General features: G+C 64.6%; 18 protein-coding genes and 1 tRNA gene. 6 read left to right on the forward strand and 13 right to left on the reverse strand.

The genetic code is table 11. The features are described from left to right. Positions 1-9 precede the first annotated feature (9 nt). Genes RQH62_RS08915 through RQH62_RS08945 form a run of 7 tightly spaced genes read right to left on the reverse strand, consistent with a single transcriptional unit; the run spans position 10 to position 5918 of the window. Entirely contained in the window at positions 10-2199 is a 2190-nt protein-coding gene (locus RQH62_RS08915) for a TonB-dependent receptor domain-containing protein (protein ID WP_311268414.1), read from the reverse strand. A 12-nt stretch (positions 2200-2211) separates the two neighbouring features. Continuing rightward, the gene (locus RQH62_RS08920; protein WP_311268415.1) at positions 2212-2682 is read right to left on the reverse strand and encodes a cytochrome C; all 471 of its coding nucleotides are present in this window, start codon (positions 2680-2682) and stop codon (positions 2212-2214) included. Then, on the reverse strand, positions 2679-3128 hold the full coding sequence (locus RQH62_RS08925) for a cytochrome c (protein WP_311268416.1): 450 nt from the start codon (positions 3126-3128) through the stop codon (positions 2679-2681). The genes RQH62_RS08920 and RQH62_RS08925 overlap by 4 nt, the downstream gene beginning before the upstream one ends. Then, positions 3125-3670: a methylamine dehydrogenase light chain gene (locus RQH62_RS08930; RefSeq protein WP_311268417.1), complete on the reverse strand. Its 546-nt coding sequence runs from the start codon at positions 3668-3670 to the stop codon at positions 3125-3127. Before RQH62_RS08930 ends, RQH62_RS08925 begins: the two co-directional genes overlap by 4 nt. A gap of 3 nt (positions 3671-3673) precedes the next feature. Then, the gene (locus RQH62_RS08935; protein ID WP_311268418.1) at positions 3674-4261 is read right to left on the reverse strand and encodes a methylamine dehydrogenase; all 588 of its coding nucleotides are present in this window, start codon (positions 4259-4261) and stop codon (positions 3674-3676) included. After that, positions 4261-4749 (reverse strand): MauE/DoxX family redox-associated membrane protein, encoded by a 489-nt coding sequence (locus RQH62_RS08940; RefSeq protein WP_311268419.1) that lies wholly within the window; start codon positions 4747-4749, stop codon positions 4261-4263. Before RQH62_RS08940 ends, RQH62_RS08935 begins: the two co-directional genes overlap by 1 nt. After that, positions 4749-5918 carry an amine dehydrogenase large subunit gene (locus RQH62_RS08945; RefSeq protein ID WP_311268420.1) on the reverse strand — a complete coding sequence of 390 codons (1170 nt, stop codon included), beginning with the start codon at positions 5916-5918 and terminating at the stop codon, positions 4749-4751. The genes RQH62_RS08940 and RQH62_RS08945 overlap by 1 nt, the downstream gene beginning before the upstream one ends. Before the next feature lie 186 nt (positions 5919-6104). Here RQH62_RS08945 and RQH62_RS08950 point away from each other — a divergent pair, with 186 nt between their 5' ends. Continuing rightward, on the forward strand, positions 6105-6719 hold the full coding sequence (locus RQH62_RS08950) for a TetR/AcrR family transcriptional regulator (RefSeq protein WP_311268421.1): 615 nt from the start codon (positions 6105-6107) through the stop codon (positions 6717-6719). A gap of 58 nt (positions 6720-6777) precedes the next feature. Here RQH62_RS08950 and RQH62_RS08955 read toward each other — a convergent pair whose 3' ends face one another. Genes RQH62_RS08955 through RQH62_RS08965 form a run of 3 tightly spaced genes read right to left on the reverse strand, consistent with a single transcriptional unit; the run spans position 6778 to position 12404 of the window. Beyond that, complete coding sequence (locus tag RQH62_RS08955) at positions 6778-8193, reverse strand: efflux transporter outer membrane subunit (protein ID WP_311268422.1); 1416 nt, start codon at positions 8191-8193, stop codon at positions 6778-6780. Beyond that, complete coding sequence (locus RQH62_RS08960; protein ID WP_311268423.1) at positions 8186-11275, reverse strand: efflux RND transporter permease subunit; 3090 nt, start codon at positions 11273-11275, stop codon at positions 8186-8188. The genes RQH62_RS08955 and RQH62_RS08960 overlap by 8 nt, the downstream gene beginning before the upstream one ends. Position 11276: 1 nt before the next feature. Continuing rightward, positions 11277-12404 (reverse strand): efflux RND transporter periplasmic adaptor subunit, encoded by a 1128-nt coding sequence (locus RQH62_RS08965; RefSeq protein WP_311268590.1) that lies wholly within the window; start codon positions 12402-12404, stop codon positions 11277-11279. 547 nt (positions 12405-12951) lie between these two features. Between RQH62_RS08965 and soxR the strand changes: the two genes are divergently transcribed. After that, complete coding sequence (gene soxR, locus RQH62_RS08970; RefSeq protein ID WP_311268424.1) at positions 12952-13422, forward strand: redox-sensitive transcriptional activator SoxR; 471 nt, start codon at positions 12952-12954, stop codon at positions 13420-13422. Positions 13423-13446: 24 nt separating this feature from the next. Here the strand turns inward: soxR and RQH62_RS08975 are convergent. Further along, positions 13447-13521, reverse strand: a tRNA-Gln gene (locus tag RQH62_RS08975). A gap of 126 nt (positions 13522-13647) precedes the next feature. Between RQH62_RS08975 and RQH62_RS08980 the strand changes: the two genes are divergently transcribed. Continuing rightward, positions 13648-14157, forward strand: coding sequence for a MarR family transcriptional regulator (locus tag RQH62_RS08980; RefSeq protein WP_311268425.1), 510 nt, complete (start codon positions 13648-13650; stop codon positions 14155-14157). A gap of 73 nt (positions 14158-14230) precedes the next feature. Then, positions 14231-14545: a hypothetical protein gene (locus RQH62_RS08985; RefSeq protein ID WP_311268426.1), complete on the forward strand. Its 315-nt coding sequence runs from the start codon at positions 14231-14233 to the stop codon at positions 14543-14545. Positions 14546-14630: 85 nt separating this feature from the next. On the opposite strand, the gene RQH62_RS08990 is transcribed toward RQH62_RS08985, so the two are convergent. Continuing rightward, the gene (locus tag RQH62_RS08990) at positions 14631-15185 is read right to left on the reverse strand and encodes an XRE family transcriptional regulator (RefSeq protein WP_311268427.1); all 555 of its coding nucleotides are present in this window, start codon (positions 15183-15185) and stop codon (positions 14631-14633) included. 48 nt (positions 15186-15233) lie between these two features. On the opposite strand from RQH62_RS08990, the gene RQH62_RS08995 reads away from it, so the two are divergent. Next, positions 15234-16172: a DMT family transporter gene (locus RQH62_RS08995; RefSeq protein WP_311268428.1), complete on the forward strand. Its 939-nt coding sequence runs from the start codon at positions 15234-15236 to the stop codon at positions 16170-16172. An 87-nt stretch (positions 16173-16259) separates the two neighbouring features. Here RQH62_RS08995 and RQH62_RS09000 read toward each other — a convergent pair whose 3' ends face one another. Further along, complete coding sequence (locus tag RQH62_RS09000) at positions 16260-17018, reverse strand: enoyl-CoA hydratase (protein ID WP_311268429.1); 759 nt, start codon at positions 17016-17018, stop codon at positions 16260-16262. A 101-nt stretch (positions 17019-17119) separates the two neighbouring features. Between RQH62_RS09000 and RQH62_RS09005 the strand changes: the two genes are divergently transcribed. Continuing rightward, on the forward strand, positions 17120-18100 hold the full coding sequence (locus RQH62_RS09005; RefSeq protein ID WP_311268430.1) for a bile acid:sodium symporter family protein: 981 nt from the start codon (positions 17120-17122) through the stop codon (positions 18098-18100). Positions 18101-18105: the final 5 nt, after the last annotated feature.

The following is an 18105-nucleotide window of genomic DNA, read 5'->3' on the forward strand; positions in this document are numbered from 1 at the left end:
ATCCTCTCCTTAAAATTTTGCGCCGACGCTCACGCCATAGGTGCGCGGATTGCCGATATGATTGTAATCGAAGCCAAAACCCGCGAGCAGATCGACCCGCGAGGTGAAGTAGAATTGCTTCGTCAGATTCTTCGCCCAGAGGGAGGCGGTGAACCGTTCGTCCGCGCTTTCCCAGTCGATATGGCCGCTCAGCAGCGCATAGCCCTTCTGCTTCAGACGGGGGATGTTGAGCACCTCGAAATATTGGCTCGACTGATAGGCGACTTCGGGGTGGAAGGAGAGGCTGCCGAAGCTGCCCTGCGCCACCGTCCAGTCGACGCCGCCATTGAGCGTCAGGCTGGGCGCGTTGGACAGGCGGTTGTCGGACACGTCGACGCCGCTGACGGTGCCCTGCCTTATCTTTGCCGACAGCACGCCCATGCCGGCGCGGACGGTCAGCATGTCGGCGGCCCGGACGGTCAGTTCCGCTTCCCCGCCATAGATGCGCGACCTGGGAATGTTGAGCAGCGTCTGGGCGGCGCTGGCGGGATCAACGTTGATGAACTGCTGGTTCTTGTAGTCATAATAGAAGCCGGCGACGTTCAGCGTGACGCGGCGGTCCCAAAATTGCGTCTTGGCGCCGACTTCATAGGATGTGACCTGCTCCGCCTTCGCCACCGACAGTTCGGACGGATCGAAGAAGGCCTGGGCATTGAAGCTGGGCGCGCGATAGCCGCGGCTGACGCTGGCGTAGAGGAGATTGCCGTCGGCCAGCTTATAGTCGAGGCCGATCTTGCCGGAAAAATTATTCTTCTTGAAGCGCAGGTTGGACAGCGGGATCAGGGTCGCGACGACGCTGTCGTCCACGCCCAGCGCCTGCGAAATGAAGCCGGTCTGGCGGCCGGTGTCATGGGTGTAGCGCAGGCCGCCACGCAACGTCACTGCCTCGCCCAGCTTATATTTGAGGTCGGAATAGATGGCGACGCTCTTCTTCACCTGCGTGAACTGGTTCTGGACCTTGCAGGCGAGCGGCAAGCCGTCGGAGCAATCCTGCGCGTCGATCGTGCCGTCCTCATTCACATCCACGTCGGTCGCGATCTCGAAAGCGGTGCGGTTGAACACCTTCTCCCGATTGAAATAGACACCCAGGATGAAATCGAACGGGCCGCCCGTGTCGCTGGTCAGGCGCAGATCCTGCGCGAACTGGTTCGCCTTGTCATAATAGGGGATTTCCAGCAGCTTCGTCGCCGTGCCGTCCGTATCTTCGCGGAAGAAGAGCGTGCCCTTGTCATAGGAGGTGATGCTGGTCAGCGCGATCGCGTCAGACAGGTCGATATTGGTGGTCAGCGCCACCGACGTCGTGCGGGCGCGACGACGGGTAGCGACGTCGGACGCGATTTCCCAGCGCGACAGGCCGGCGCGATGGTCCGCCTCCGGCTGGGCATAGATGCCGTAATTTTGGGGGTTCTGGAAACTGGTGGAGGCGCGCAGCACGAAGGTCAGGCCCTCGACCGGCTCCGCCTTCAGCGTACCGCGAAAGGCATATTCGCGGGTGCTGGCAAGGTCCGGCATACCGGGCTCGACATTTTTGAACCAGCCGTCCGCGCGGGCGAAGGTGCCCGCCACGCGCAGCGCCGCCTTCTCGCCCAGTGGGACATTGACCGCGCCGTTCGCCTCATAGCGGTTATAATTGCCATAGCCTGCGTTCAGATAGCCGCTGGTTTCGCCCAGCTTCGCTTCGCGGCTGATGATGTTGACCGCGCCACCGGTAGTGTTCTTGCCATATAGTGTGCCCTGCGGCCCGCGCAGCACTTCGACCCGTTCCAGATCATACATGGCGACGCCCAGAAAGGCGAAATTGCCCTTATAGACTTCGTCATAATAGGTCGCGACCGGGCTGGACTGGTTGAGGCTATAGTCGGACATCGACACGCCGCGCAGCGCGAAGATCGGGGTATTGTCGCCTACGATCGAGGTGAGCTGGAGATTGGCGACCTTCGTCACCAGACTGTCGACGCTGCTGACGCGGGACTTGGCCAGCGCGTCGCCGCCGATGGCGGAGACGGAAATGGGAACGGATTGCACATTTTCGGATCGCTTGGCGGCAGTGACGACGATGTCGCCTTGTGATGCCTCCTGCGCTGACGCGGGATGTATCCATGCCAGTCCCGTTAATAGCGTACCGCTCAGCGCCAGCATTTTCGTGGAGATGTTCCCCATGTCTCTTCCCCTTCAATCTTGTGCTTGTCTTGCCTCTTGTGAAGAAAAGCCCTCCACCAACCGCGCTCTTGTGGCGACACGGTCCAGACGGATGGGATTGCGCCGCAGGGCCGCGATTTCCGCCGCCGAATAGGGCCGAAAATCGCGTGGCAGATGCTCCGCGTCGAAACTGTGCAGTGTCCAGTTGACCAGGTCGGCGAGGCGTTCGTCGTTCAGATCAACGGTCGCGACGCCCGGCACCCGGCCGATAAAGGCCCGGCCGCCCGGCACGGTCAGGAAACGGGCGACGACACCGCGCATCGGCGGATTGGAGCGATCGTCGCCGCTGCCGTCCGGCCGGTGGCAGCCCTGGCATTTCAATATATAATCCTGATGCGCCTGACGCGGGTTGGTCACGCCCGGCATCGCCCGCTCGCTGGCCCGGGCTGCAAGCGTCGCGAACAATGCGACAAGACCGGCCAGAGCGAGCGGGACCAGTTTCATTTGCCGCCTACCCCTTCATGGAGTTTCGCGACATCGGCGGAACCCAGGGCTTTCGCCCCGGCCCGATAGCCGGCTACCTCCTGATCGGTGAAGGGCTTGAAGGCCGGCCCGACCTTGCTGATCGTGCCGCCGACATGGTTGAGCACGGCCGCCACGCCCATATCGTCCAGCCCGCCCTGTGCCGGCATCATGCCGCGATAGGGCTTCCCCTCCACGCTGATCGGGCCGTTCAGCCCTTTGATGACGGCCAGCGCCAGATAGCGGCGGCCGCCCGGTTTCGCCGCCAGCGCCCGGAAATCGGCGCCGAGCGGTGGATAAGCGCCCGGCACGCCGGCGCCGGTGCGGGTATGGCAGGCGGCGCAGCGATTATAGATGGTCGCGCCATCGGGCGCGGCCTGCGCCATGCCGGCACCCGCCAGCAAGATGAAAGCGAAGATCGCCTTCATTGCGGCTGGTCCAGCGCGGTGCCGACGATCGCGGCGACCGAGCAGTTGTAGATGCTGCTTTCCGTGCCCAGACACCAGTTATAGTCGTTGTTCGATTGCGGCCGGACCTGCGGCCGGTCGCCTTCATTGCGGTTGCACAGGCACTGGCCGCAGGAGGACACGCCGCAACAGTCATTATAGCTGATGATATAGGCACGGCCGTCCGCAGGGTTGGTGCAGGTGCCGATCCAGGTGATGGGCGACATTTCCGTGCCGGGCGGGCAACTGTTGACCGTGCCGCCGCAGCAGGAACACAGGAAGCCGTCGATCGCGCAATAACGCCAATAGTCGCAGCTGGCCGGATTGCCGGGATCCTGCGCCGTGCCGGATGTCATTTCCGGGCGAGCGGCGTCGGGATGGGTGGCGGCGCGCGCCACCGGCAAGGCAGGCAGCATGGCCGTGCCTGTCATGCCTGCCCCCAGCCAGGCCAGCAGGGAGCGGCGGGAGGTGCCGCGTGCCACGCTGCGCGCCATTCGTTCCGTGAATTTATCGAAACCGGCCATGGCTCAGGCCTCCTTCCGACGGGCGAGATAGTCCTGGAGCGAGGCGACGCCGCGTTCCTTCGCTTCGAACAGGCTCTCCAGATGCTCGCGGCTGTTGATGAGGCCGAGCGAGGCGATCCTGCCGCTTTCGTCCAGCAGCACGGCATAGGGCAGCTTTGCGACGCCGAAGGCGCGGCCCAAGGCTTCGGACAGGATGATCGGCAGGCCGTCCAGCCCATGGTCCGATGCCATGGCCCGATAGGCGGGCTTCGTGCCGTCACCGGCGATCACTACGTCGATCCAGTCCGCCTCCGCGCGGGCGGCGGAGCGTAGGACCGGCAACAACGACTTGCAGACCGAACAGTCGGGCGAGGCGAAGAAGAGCAACTGGCTGCGCCCGTCCCGCTTACCGCCGACGCGCAGCTTGGCGTCGTCGATGGTGAGGAGATCCATGGACGTCGCCACCTCGCCGATCTTCACACCCTGATGCAGGGTCAGTGCGCCGGCGGGGGCGATCCGTTCATGCAATATGCCGACCTGCCGGGCGAGTGCAGCGATGAGCAAGGCCTGGGCGATCACCGCCGCCCACAGCAATATCTGGGATGTCAGCATCAGTTGTTCCTCCAAACAGGCCGGGGGATGGCAAGGATTTCGGCTGCGCCGAACCAGAGCGCCAGAAAGCCGGCGGCGGCGAAGGGCGCATCGAGGGTGAAGGGCGTCGGCGGCAACAAGGCCGCCAGCGCGGCAAGACCGGCGAGCAGTGCCGGGCGGGCGATCTGGACCCAGCCGACCGGCCGGTCCCGCGCGACGAGATCGCAGCCGCAGTCGAGCGACTGACCACGACGGCGCAGCAGCAGCAGGGCGTAGAGCGCCCAGAGCAGCAGCGCGATAAGCGCGCCGGCCGGCCGCAACGGAGCGAGCAGCAGGCAAAGGGCGGCCGTGCCTTCCGCAACAGCCGCGGCGATCAGCAGCAGCGGGCCTGTCGACGCGGGGGTTCCGGCAAGCCGCGCTGCCGCGCCGCTGAGCCGCTGGCGATCAAGTGCCTTGTGCAGCGCGGATGTGCCGAGCAGCAAGGCGAGGAAAAGAGGGAGCGCCGCCATCAGGGCACCGTAATGACGATGGGGTTGGCCGCGACCGTGGCGCCCAGCGTCCGCACGAAGGCGCCGGTCGCGGCGTCATGCACGTCGACCACGCCATCCGCCCGCGCCACGATCAGCTGCGGTGCATCCTCACGCGTGACGGCAATGGCCAGCCCCTGCCCCTTGAGCGCGATGCGGGAGAGGCGCGCTTTCCTGACCGGATCGACGACCCAGACTTCGGTGCCGCCATCCTTGTGACTGCCTTCCTTGCCGTTGGGGCTCATCAGTACATAGAGCAGCCCTTTCGCGTCGGACGCGATGACCTGCCAGCCGCCGGGGCGCCATTGCGGGGCGCCACCATCCGCCTTGCCAACACTGAAAGCACCGGACAGCGGCTTGGCGACCGGGCCGGACAGGTCGATGCCCTGGACCATGCCATAGTAGCTGACGAACCAGGCGGTGCGGCCGACCATGGCGGGCGTGCCGAACAGCGGTTGCCGATCGATATCCTGCACCCCGGCGACGCTGCCGGAAGAAGCCGCCTGCCCCTTTTCATCCAGCGTCACGCTGAAGACCGACCCGTCGGCGCACAGGCTGCTGAAACCGCGCTGGCCGCTGGGATAGATTTGAGTGCAGCCGGGCAGGTCGATCTCTCCCAGCACCTTGCGCGCTTCCAGATCGACCACCGTGACCGACTGGGCCGGGGTGAAATTGGCGACCAGCGCCCATTTGCCGCCATTGGTGAACTGGAAGACATTGGGATAGGTCACGGATAGCTGCCGCTTGCCGTCCGGCAGGACGATCTCTCCCTTAGGCTGGAGCGTCTTCATATCCCATATGGTTATCGCGTCGGTGCGATCACCACGGGTCAGGCGGCTGTAGAATGTTTCTGCTGTGTAAATCTCACTACGGTCTGGAGCCACCAGTTCATTGGCGAACTGGGCCGCGCGCACCAGCCCCTTAAGCGGCCGGTCGACAGCATGGGTGTCCACCAGTGCCAGTTTCCCGTCGAGGATCGATGCGAAGTTGAGGTCATGGATCAAAACCCAGCTCTTCGGCCATTTATCAGGCAATTTCTGGACGCTGGGCAACGTCTCTTCCGGCAATGGGGCAGGAAATGTCTGCGTGTCGGCGGACGCCGGGAAAGGCATTGCCGCGCCAAGCAGCAAGCTCACGATGATGGAGCGCATGTCATTCTCCCTGTTGCGGCTATCGTCCGCTTGCAGGGAAATATGACGAAGGAGCAACAAAACTGTCAAGTGACCTAAATTTGTCGCTCGACATATTTTTTACGAACCCATATGATCCATCGTCCGGAACGGGAAAGGATGAAAAATCAGATGGATGAGGCAGAGGCTCAACCCGCAGTCCTGATCATGGCGGACCGCGATGGCGGCTATTCCAAGGGGCATGAGACACGCGAGATGATCCTGCACACCGCGCTCCATATCCTGATCGAGGAAGGCTATCGGGCGATGAGCATGCGCCGAGTCGCGAATGACTGCGGCATCAAGTTTGGCAACCTGACCTATCATTATCGCACGCGGGAGGATCTGGTTCGCGAACTTCTGGAAGCGGTGATCCGCAGCTACGAGGTGGAGTTCGACCAGATCATCCATTTGCCCGGAACGCCGGCGGAGCGATTGCAACATATCTGCCGCTTCATTCTGGAGGATATCCGCAGCAAGAAGACGACCCACCTGTTCCCCGAACTATGGGCGCTGTCCAATCATGATGCCTTTGTGCTGGGCCGGGTGCAGGACCTGTATGACCGTGCGCGGGCACCATTGAGCGAGATCGTCGGCGAGATGCGGCCGGACCTGTCCGCCGAAGATCGAAGGGCGATCGCCCTGTTCATCTCCGCGTCGATCGAGGGCATGACGCCCTTTGCCGGCTTCGAGAAACCGTTCGAGCCGTTGATGCCCAAGCTGGAGGAGATCGCCCTTTATTCTTTCGTCACGCTGGTCGAAACTTACGGCAAGAAAACCTGACCGTCCGGCAGGGGTACGTGCCCTGCCGGACTGCCCTTCTTACCGGACTATATGACCATCAGGCTGGCGGATCGCCCTGCCCCGCCCAGCCGCCGCCGAGCGCCTTGAACAAATCCACCCGCAGCGATGACAGGCGCTGGAGCGAGGACGCCTGCGCCGCCCGCGCGTCCAGCAACGCCGTCTGAGCGACCAGCACATCGAGCTGACCGACCGATCCCGCCCGGTAGCGCGCATTGGCAAAGTCGAAGGCGCGTTGCGACCGGGCCTGCGCTTCATTCAAAGCAGCCAACCGCTCCTGTTCACGGGCGACATTGCTGAGCGCCTGCTCCACCTGCTTGAGCGCGGTGACGACCGCACCGTCGAAGGCTGCCAGTGAGGCGTCCCCCTGCGCCTCCGCCTGACGGATGCGGGCGCGCGCGACGCTGATATTGGGGAAGCTCCAGCTGAGCAGCGGGCCGACCGAAAAGCTGAGGCTGTCGCTGCCGCGCACGCTGTCGTTGCGGAAGAAATTGCCCGATCCGCCGAGACTGATCTTCGGATAGAGGGCGGCCGTCGCCACGCCGATCCGCGCCGTATCCGCCGCCAGTTGCCGCTCCGCCTGCCGCAGGTCGGGGCGACGGCGCAACAGGGATGCGCCGTCGCCCACCGGCAATGCTGCCGCGGGGGCGGGCGGCGTGCTGCATTGCCGGGCAGCAAGGGGAATGTCGGCAGGGGTTCCGCCCAGCAGGGCGGCGAGTTCAAACAGGGCGGCCTGATGCTGCGCCTCCAGTGACGGGATGGCGGCGCGGGCGGTAGCGGCAGCGGCGGCAGAACGCTCGACATCGAATTGGCCGACCGATCCGGCCCTCTCCTGCGCGCTCACCAGTTTCAGGCTGTCGCTGCTGGCGCGGTAGCTGTCCTGCGCCACGCTCAGGGCATAGGCGTAGGAGCAGGCGTCGAGATAGGCGCGCGTCGTTTCCGCCGCGACCGTCACGCGGACGGCATCCCGCGCCGCCTCGACGGCTTGAGCATCGGCGCGAGCGGCCTCCACCGCCCGGCTGACGCGGCCGAACAGGTCGACCTCCCAACTGAGCGCCAGACTGCCATTTTGCGACCATTGGGCATTGTCCTGGGTGAAGGCGCCACCAGCGCCCTGCATGCCGTCACCATAACTGACCCCACCATTGATGTCGGTGCCCGGCAGGCGCGCCGTCTTTGCTTCGCGCAGGGCAGCACGGGCCTTTGCGAGGTTGGCAGCGGCGACGCGCAGGTCGGTGTTGGCCGTCAGCGCCTGCGTCACCAGTGCGTCGAGCGCCGGGTCATTGTATAGCCTCCACCATTGGTCCGGCAGCGGGGCGGCCGGATCGAAGGCACCGGCCTGCGTCACGAAGGCGCCGCTGGCGGCTGCTTTGGCTTCCGGGCGGTGATAGTCGGGGCCGGTGGCGCATCCGCCGGTCAGGAGCACCGCGATCAGCGGTAACAGGGATTTACGCATGGACGGGTTCTCCCGCAGACAGGCCGCTTTCATCGCGGGCATTGGCCTTGCGATGGTCGCCGGCCAGCAGCGTGTAGAAAGTGGGCAGGACGAAAAGGGTGAAGAGTGTGCCGATCAGCATCCCCATCACCACGACGATGCCGATGGCGAAGCGGCTGGCAGCCCCCGCGCCGGCCGCGAAGATCAGCGGCACAAGACCCGCCACCATCGCAGCCGTGGTCATCAGCACTGGCCGCATGCGGACGGCGGCGGCATGGCGGATCGCTTCCATTCTGCTTAGCCCCTCCTTCGCCTGCATCTCATTGGCGAAGGACACCATCAGGATGCCGTGCTTGGAAATGAGGCCGATCAGCGTCACGAGGCCGATCTGAGTATAGATGTTGAGCGTGGTGAAGCCGAGATAGAGCGGCACCAGCGCCCCGCACACCGCCAGCGGCACGGTGACCAATATGACCAGCGGATCGCGGAAGCTTTCAAACTGCGCCGCGAGCACCAGGAAAATGACGATCAGCGCGAAGGCGAAGGACAGGGTCAGCCTGTCCCCCTCCGTCACATATTGGCGGCTGTTGGACAGCCAGTCGATGCTGGTGCCGGCCGGCATGGGCTGGCTCTTCAGGAAATCGACCGCCTGCCCCATGGTGACGCCGGGCATCAGCACGGCGGACAGGGTGGCCGAATTCATCTGGTTGAACTGCGGCAGTTTGTTGGGTTGCGGCCGCATTTCCACCTTGGCCACGGTGGACAGCGGGATCAGCGCGCCCGACCCGGCCTTGACATAATATTGACCCAGATTGTCGGGCGTGACCCGCTTGTCGCGGGGTACCTGCGCGATCACGTCATAGCTGCGGTCATGCCAGTTGAAGCGGTTGACGTAATTTTCGCCGACCAGCACGGCCAGCGTGTCGGCGATTTCCGCCATGGTGACGCCCAGTTGCCCGGCCTTCGCCCGGTCGATGCTGATATGCGCTTCGGGACTGTCGAAGGCGAGGTCGCTGTCGACGAAGGCGAAAAGGCCACTGCCCCAGGCCGCGCCCTTCACCGCCTCCAGCGTCTTGTAGATTTGCGGGAAATCGTCGGAGGAGCGGATGACCATCTGCACCGGCAGGCCGCCGCTGCCGGCCGGCAGAGGGCTGTCCTGAAAGGCGGTGGCATAGATGCCGGTCACTGCGCCGGTGCGGCCCGTCAGTTCGCCCTGAATGGCGTCGGCATTGCGCTTTCGCTCACCCCATTCGGACAGGATGATGCCGCCAAAGCCACTGTTGGTGCCATTGGCCCCGCCCGCATCGAACCAACTGCCGCGATATTCAGGGAAGGTGCGGAAGATGTCATCGACTTGGCGGTTGAAGCGCGAGATATAGTCGATATTGGCATATTGCGGCGCCTTGGTCGCGACGAAGACATAGCCCATATCCTCCTGCGGCGCGAGTTCACGCTGGCTGCCGGTGAAGAGCAGCACGATCGCGCCCAGCATCGCCACGCCGACGACCAGCACGGCCGTGCGCGCCGCCAGCGTGCGATCGAGCAGCCGGCCATAGCCCAGCGTGACACGGTGCATGGTGCGTTCGATGGATTGGCTGAGGCGGCCTTCGGCGAGCTTGTTGTTGAGCAGCAGGCCGCTCATCATCGGTGACAGGGTCAGCGCGATCACGCCCGACACGATCACCGATCCGGCCAGCGTGAAGGCAAATTCCCGGAACAGCGCGCCGGTCAGGCCGCCCATCAGGCCGATCGGCGCATAGACAGCCGCCAGCGTGATGGTCATGGCAATGACCGGGCCGACGATTTCCCGCGCGCCCAGCAATGCGGCGTCGAACGGGCGCAGGCCATCCTCGATATGGCGGTGGATATTTTCGACGACGACGATGGCATCGTCCACCACCAGCCCGATCGCGAGCACCATGGCCAGCAGGGTCAGCAGGTTGAGCGAGAAGCCGAAGGCCAGCATCAGTGCCGCCGTGCCGAGCAGCGACAGCGGGATGGTGACGATCGGGATGATGACCGCGCGGAAGGAGCCGAGGAACAGGAAGATGACAATCACGACGATCACGATCGCCTCGACCAGCGTATGTTCGACCTCCTCAATGGAGGCGTTGACGAAATGGGCGACGTCGAAGTCGTTATGCACCTTCACGCCCGGCGGAGCGACGCGCTGCATTTCCGGCAGCAGGGCATGGACGGCCGCGACGATCTCCAGCGGATTGCCGTCCGGCGTGGGCGATATGGCGATGGAGATGCCCGGCACACCCGATGACAGGGCGCCGGCATCATAGCTTTGCCCGCCCATTTCCACGGTCGCAACGTCGGCAAGGCGCACGATGCTGCCCCCGCCATTCTTGATGACCATGTCGCGGAAGGCGGCGACATCGCGCAGGTCGGTGGCGGCGGTGATGTTGATAGCGGTATCGGCGCTCTTCAACTGGCCGGGAGACGCCTGCACATTATTGGCGCGCAGCGCATTGGCAATGTCGCCGGGGGTCAGGCCGCGCGCTGTCAGCTTCACCGGATCGACCCAGATTCGCATGGCGAGCGGCGCGCCGCCGGTCATCTCCGCCGACGCGACGCCGGGGACGGAGGTGATCATCGGCTGGGCCACGCGGGTCGCGAAATCCTGAATCTGCGGCGGAGAGAGGGTTTTGCTGGAAAAGGACACATATTGAATCGCCGATGCGCCATCGGTGATCTTGGCAATGACCGGATCGGTCACACCGGTCGGCAGGCGATATTTCACCTGTTGCACCTTGGCCAGAATCTCGGTCATCGACCGGTCGGCATTGGCGTTCAGCACCAGCTTGGCGGCGATATGGCTCTTGCCCTGGCTGGAGGTGGAGGTGAGATATTCGATGCCGTTGGCCGTCGCGATCGCCTGCGCGATCGGCGTGGTGACGAAGCCCTGCATCACATCCTGCGTCGCGCCGGGCAGCGCCGTGTCGATCGTGATCGTGGCGCTTTCCATCTTGGGATATTGGCGGATCGGCAGGCTGAACAGAGCCGCAAGCCCGACCAGCAGGATCAGCAGGCTGACGACGACCGACAGGATCGGCCGGCGGATGAAAAGATCGGTGAAGGCGCGGTTGGCGGTCATGTCAGCGCCCTCCCTGCTTCACGGGCGCGGCGACCTTGACCTCTGCACCAGGCTGCACGCGCAACTGGCCCTCGGTCACGATGACGTCGCCCGGACGGATGCCGCTGGTGACGACGACGTCATTGCCGATGCGCCGCCCGGTCTGGACCGGCAGGATCTCCGCCTTGCCGCCGACGCGGGCATTCTTGCCGCGAATGACGATGATGCTGTCCCCCTGCGCCGACGTCTGGATCGCGGTGGCGGGGACGAGCAACGCGCCCTGCTGCACCGGTAGTTCCAGCGCGGCGGTGACATACATGCCGGGGCGCAGCGCGCGGTCGGGGTTGGGCAGCAGCGCCTGCACCGTGACGTTGCGGGTATCCTCGCCGATCTTTGGCTCGATCGCATTCACCCGCGCAGTGAAGCGACGGCCCGGCCAGGCATCGCTGGTGACGATGACGGTCGATCCGGGCTTCAGCCGGCTCAATTCCTGCTGCGGCAGGGCGAAGTCGACGAAGAGGCTGTCGAGCGCGGTGAGCGTCGCGACGGCATCGCCGGGATTGAGATATTGGCCAAGATTGACCTGACGGATGCCCAGCACCCCGGCAAAGGGCGCGCGTACCTGTTTCTGGACCAGCCGGGCGTCGATCTGTTGCACGGCGGCAACGGCCTGGTCGCGGTCGGCGCGGCGCTGCTCCAGTGTTTCGCGTGGCTCCGCACCGGTTGGCGCCAGTTCCTGCGACCTTGCGACCTGCACGCCGGCAAAGGCTGCCTTGGCTTGTGCGGCGCGGCGATCCGCGCGCTCCGGTCCGTCGAATAGTTGGACCAGCAACGCGCCGGCACCGACCTGCCGCCCGGCTTCGAAATGGATGGCGGAAACCCGGCCGGCGACTTCGGGCGACAATATCACCTCTCGCACTGCGCGCAGATTGCCGACCGCTTCCAGCGCGGCGGGAATGTCGCGCGGTTGCACCACCGTGGCGGCAACCGGTACGGCCTGCGGCTGCCACGCCTGCGCCTGACCCGCGCGCCAGCCGCGCCAGAGATAAAGCGCGCCGAGCAGCAGGATCAGGATCGTGACCGTCAGCGCGATGGTGCGAATGGGCCGATGCGCCGCAGAGGCGGGTGGAGGCAAATCATGGTCGGTCATGGGGTCATGGTCTGTCATGCCGGGGCCTCCGTGCGCTTCGCACCGCCAAGGCGGGGCCACAGGAGAACGGCAAGGCTGAAGGGGTCGATGCTCATCGAATGTCCATTAAGAAAAGAGGAGAGGCAGGACGCGGCGCGCGCGATCAGCGATGATCGGCGTTGCGGTAGGTCCAGGTCAGGCAGGAAAGGTCGAAAGAATAAGTGCGCACGGGCTGTCCTTTATTGGGGACAGGGCGTGCGGAAGCGGAAACCACGAAATGCGCGCGCCATGCCCCGATGGAGGTCGGGTCGACGCCGCGGCGGGGAAGAACTTGCAGCAAGGCAAGCGCAGGAGACACCACCCTGCCACTCTATTTCCGGCGCGCTTGGAATAGGGTTGTTGCGAGCGACTTGCAACAAATTTCGAGGCTCGGCGCGTGGCCGGAAACAGCCGGTGACAGGATCATGCAAATTTCGTCTCCCTTGCGAATCAGGGAGTGTCCCTATAAAACCTCAACAATAGTTGAGGTAAAGACCTTTCCTTTCCCTGTGATCCTGAAAGGCAAAATATGCCGCTCGCCGCATCCGACCTGAGCGTGGGCGAAGTTGCCCGCCGCGCCGGCGTGGCCGTTTCCACGCTGCATTTTTATGAAGCACAGGGATTGATCGAAAGCAGGCGGACACGGGGCAACCAGCGGCGCTACCACCGGATGGTGCTGCGCCTGATCGCAGTTATCAAGGTGGCGCAACGGGTCGGCATTCCGCTGGGACAGATACGAGAGAATATCAGCCACCTCCCCTCGGGCCATTTGCGCAATGCGGCCGACTGGTCGGCCCTGTCGACGGACTGGCGCGGGGAACTGGACCAGCGGATCGCCCTGCTGTCGCGGCTGCGCGATCAGTTGGATAGCTGTATCGGTTGCGGTTGCCTGTCACTGACGGATTGCCCGCTGCGCAACCCGGACGATGTCGCGGCAGGCGGTGGCGCGGGCGCGCGCGCCTTCGATGATAGCCCGCCTTGTTCGGGACATGGCGAATAGCGGAGCAGGCGCGGTATGGAAAACTGGCTGGGGCGGCAGGATTCGAACCTGCGCATGGCGGCATCAAAAGCCGCTGCCTTACCGCTTGGCGACGCCCCAGCAGCGCCGAACATGATGCCGGCGCGGGGACGCCATATAGCGTGTCATTCGTGAAAGGAAAGCCTAGTCATGATAGTTTGATGACGCCAATATGCGCGCAGCCCTTTTGCCGGATCACAGCCCTTCATGTCGGTTTCCAATGCCTCCGCCACGCAGATATCGCCTGCCTCGCCGCTGTTCCTGCGCGAGGATGAGATCCGGCGAGGGATCGAGATGCTCTATTTCGGCTATTCCGCGCTCACCCGGTCGATCGACGAGGGGCTGGCGGCGCAGGGGCTGGGACGCGCGCATCATCGGGCGCTCTACTTCATTTCCCGCCAGCCGGACCTGACGGTCAAGGATTTGCTGCGCTTGCTGGCCATCACCAAGCAATCGCTGGGGCGCGTGCTGAACGATCTGGTCGAGCGGGGCTATATCGAGACGCGCACCGGGGCCAGCGATCGCAGGCAGAAACTGTTGCGGCTCAGTCCCGCTGGCAAAGCGCTGGAGGCGGAGTTGTTTCGTGCGTTGCGCGAGAAGATGGCGACCGCCTATGCGCAGGCGGGGCAAGGGTCGGTGACGGGTTTCTGGCGCGTATTGGAAGGACTGATTCCCGAAGCCGACCGGTCGATGGTGTTCGGCCTGCGCGGCGGATAAACGACACGGCTGCGAAACCTTCTGTCGCTTCCTGCGCTTAGAGAGGCTCTATTCACTGGCAAGAGGAGCCATCATGCGCAATTCCCTACTCGCCGCGGTCGCGGTGCTGACCGTCGCCGGCCTGTCCGCCTGCTCGGAAAAGGCGCAGGATAATCTGGAGAATGCCGGATCGGCCATCGGCAATGACATGACCAACGCAGTCGATGATGCTGGCGCGAAGATCGACAACGGGCTGGAGCATGCCGGCCATGCGATCGACAATGGCGCCGAACGGATCGGCGCGGCCAGCGACAATGCGGCGGCCGATGCCAAGCGCGAGGCGGGCGAGGCCAGGCATGATGTCGGTACGACGCTGGAAAAGGCCGGGAACGACCTGAAGAAGGAATAAGGCCCCCTTCGACTGCCCGCCTGCGGCAGTCGCTCGGGACAGGCTTAGACAGGCTCAGGGCGAACGGACTTTTCGCGACTGACGCCTAGAACACCACATTCCTGACGAAGCGGACCGGTTCGGTTTCGCGGTTGGCGAAGAGATAGGGGCGATCGCTGGTGAAGATCAGGAAGTCGCCCCTTTCCACGCGCTTGGGAGCGGCGCCCTCCCGCTCCACGGTCAGTACGCCGTCTATCACATAGAGCATTTCGTGCCAGTTGGCGGCATCGGCTTCGGCCGGATAGACCTCCCCTGCCCCCAGCGACCATGTCCATAACTCTGCCTCCCGCGCGGCGGGGACGGTGCCGAGCAGGGTGGCGCGGCTGTCCGGACTTTGCCCGCGCCAGGCGAGGCTGTCGATGCGGCTGTTGTCGGGCATTTCGGGCGGGCGGACGAGGCGCGAGAAGCTGACGCCCAGCGCCGCCGCCAGCCGGTCGAGCGTGGAAAGACTGACGTTCGCCTCCCCGCTTTCGATGCCGGAGATCATGCGGCGGCTGACATCCGCCGCCGTCGCCAGCCCATCCTGACTGAGGCCGCGTTCGGCCCGGAGTGCACGGACATTGCCGGCGACATGGGCGAGAACATCGGGGCGCCGTTCCATCGGCCGATCTTGACTGTGCAATATATTACTCATAGGGCGACGTGCATTATGTTGCACAATGACGCTTCCGGCAAGCCCGACTCTCCGCGCCTGATGATCGGCCGCCCCGAACTGGCGCTGATCGGCGTGACCGTCCTTTGGGGCGGGACTTTCCTGATCGTCCATCATGCGATGCAGGAAACCGGGCCTTTCTTCTTCGTCGGGCTGCGCTTCGGCACGGCGGCGCTGATCGCCCTGCCGCTGGCGCTGCCGGTGCTGCGTGGACTAACGGGCAAGGAATTGCTGGCGGGTTTGATGATCGGGCTGGGCATTTTCGTCGGCTATTCGCTCCAGACCTGGGGCTTGCAGACGATCAGCAGCAGTACGTCCGCCTTCATCACCGCCGCCTATGTACCGCTGGTGCCGATCATGCAGTGGATCATATTGCGCCGACGGCCGCGCCTGACCAGTTGGATCGGCGTGGTGCTGGCCTTTATCGGGTTGATGCTGGTGGCTGCGCCCAAGGGTGGACTGGCGCTGGGCAAGGGCGAGGCATTGACCCTGATCAGCACGGTGGCGATCGCGCTGGAGATTATTTTCATCAGCCTGTGGGCGGGCAAGGTGAATGTCGCGCGCGTGACATTGGTGCAGTTGGCGGTAACGTCGCTGCTGGCCTTTGCCTGCATGGGCGCGGTGGGTGAGCAGGTGCCGCCGCTCAGCTGGACCGTGGGGTTGAGCGCCTGCGGGCTGGGCGCGATGACGGCACTGATCCAGTTCGTGATGAACTGGGCGCAGCGTACCGTTTCGCCGACGCGTGCGACGTTGATCTATGCCGGCGAGCCGGTCTGGGCGGGCATCATCGGCCGGATCGCGGGCGAGCGGTTGCCGCCCACGGCGCTGATGGGCGGCCTGCTGATCGTCGCGGCGGTGATCGTCAGCGAGATGCAGTTCGGGCGGAAGAAAAAATGCGAGGAGGCCGACGCTGGGAAAGAACCGGCATCGGCGTAACGCGGATCGGGGCATGTAGGACAGACATATTTTTGTTTATCGTCCGCCCCGCCCCAACCTCTCCCCTGAAGGGGAGCGACTCATCTATTATTCCCGCCTGAACACTGGCGCGCGCTTCTCGAAGAAGGCGGCGAAGGCTTCCTGCGCTTCAGGGGAGGACAGGCTTTCGCGGAACAGGCGCGCTTCTTCCTCGATCCGGGCGATCAGAACGGCAGGATCTCCCTTCATCAGGCGACGGGTGGCGAGCAGGGCCTGGGGTGGCTTGGCCATCAGCGCCGCAGCCTTGGTCCGCGCATGGGCGAGCAGGCCGTCCGCCGGGACGATCGCCGTGACGAGGCCGGCGCGGTCGGCGCTTTCGGCATCGAGCGGTTCACCCAGCAGCAGCATCGCCGCCGCCTTCGCATGCCCCAGCACGGCCGGCGCGAGCAGGCTGGAGCCGGCCTCCGGCACGATGCCCAGATTGACGAAGGGCATGACGAAACGCGCGTCCGGCGCGGCGTAGACGAGGTCGCAGTGGAAAAGCATGGTCGTGCCCACGCCCACGGCCAGCCCCTGCACCGCCGCGACCAGCGGCTTGTCGAAGGCGGCGATGGCGCGGATGAAGTCGAAGGCGGCGGCCCCGCCCTCCGGCCCGGCCATGAAATCCTTCAGGTCATTGCCGGCGCAGAAGGCATCCCCCTGCCCCGCGATCAGCACTGCGCCGATTTCAGCACGGGCCGATGCGTCCGCCAGCGCGGCGGTCATCGCGCGGTACATGGGCGCGGTCAGGGCATTTTTCTTGTCGGCGCGGTCGATCATGATTTCCACCACGCCCTGATGTTCGGCGATCGCGATATGCTCGCTCATGGGGGAGCCTCTCCTTGTCTGCATCCAAGGGGAAATTGTTGGCGCAGGCAGAACGCCGCGTCTATCCCCCGCGGCAATCCATCGTTCGACCCGGAATAGCCATGAACCGCCTGCGCCAAGCCCTCGACCCGTTCCTGATGCTGCTGATCGCCACCGTTGCCCTAGCGTCGGTCCTGCCGGCGCGCGGCGACGGCGCACGGATTGCCGACTGGGTGGCGGATGCCGGCATCGTGCTGCTTTTTTTCCTGCATGGCGCGAAATTGTCGCGCGAGGCGATCTGGGATGGGGCTAAAGCGTGGAAATTGCATCTGGCGACGCTGGCCACGACCTTTGCCGCCTTTCCGTTGCTGGGCCTTCTGATCGGGCGATTCGGCTTCGTGCCGCAGGATATGCGCGCGGGGCTGCTGTTCCTGACGCTGCTGCCGTCCACAGTGCAATCGTCGATCGCCTTTACCGCAATCGCGCGGGGCAATGTCGCCGCCGCCGTGGTGAGCGCGTCCTTCTCCAACCTGCTGGGCATATTCCTGACGCCGCTACTGGTCGCGCTGCTGATGCAAAGGAGCGGCAGCGGCAGCCTGATTTCTCTGTCGTCGGCCGAGGGGATCGTGCTGCAACTGCTGTTGCCCTTCGTCGTGGGGCATTTGCTGCGGCCGTGGATCGGGGGATTTGTGGCAAAGCACAAGGCGATGATCGGACGGGTCGATCGCGGGTCCATCCTGCTGGTCGTCTATGCCGCCTTTTCCGCCGCCGTGGTCGAAGGACTGTGGGCCAAGGTTTCGAGCGAGGAATTGCTGGTGCTGGCAGGGCTGTGCATCGCGATGCTGGTGGTGATCCTGCTGTTCACGCTGGCGCTGGGACGGATGCTGGGCCTGTCGCGGGAAGATGCGATCGTGCTGCAATTTTGCGGGTCCAAGAAGAGCCTGGCATCGGGGGTACCGATCGCGGGCGTGCTGTTCCCGGCGGCGGCAGTCGGGCCGATCCTGCTGCCGATCATGCTGTTCCACCAGATTCAGCTGATGGCCTGCGCCTGGCTGGCGCGGCGCTATGGCGCGCAGGCGGAGGCCGATCCGGTCGCAGATTGAGACAG

It is taken from the genome of Sphingobium sp. WCS2017Hpa-17, from assembly GCF_031843765.1.
GTDB lineage: Bacteria > Pseudomonadota > Alphaproteobacteria > Sphingomonadales > Sphingomonadaceae > Sphingobium.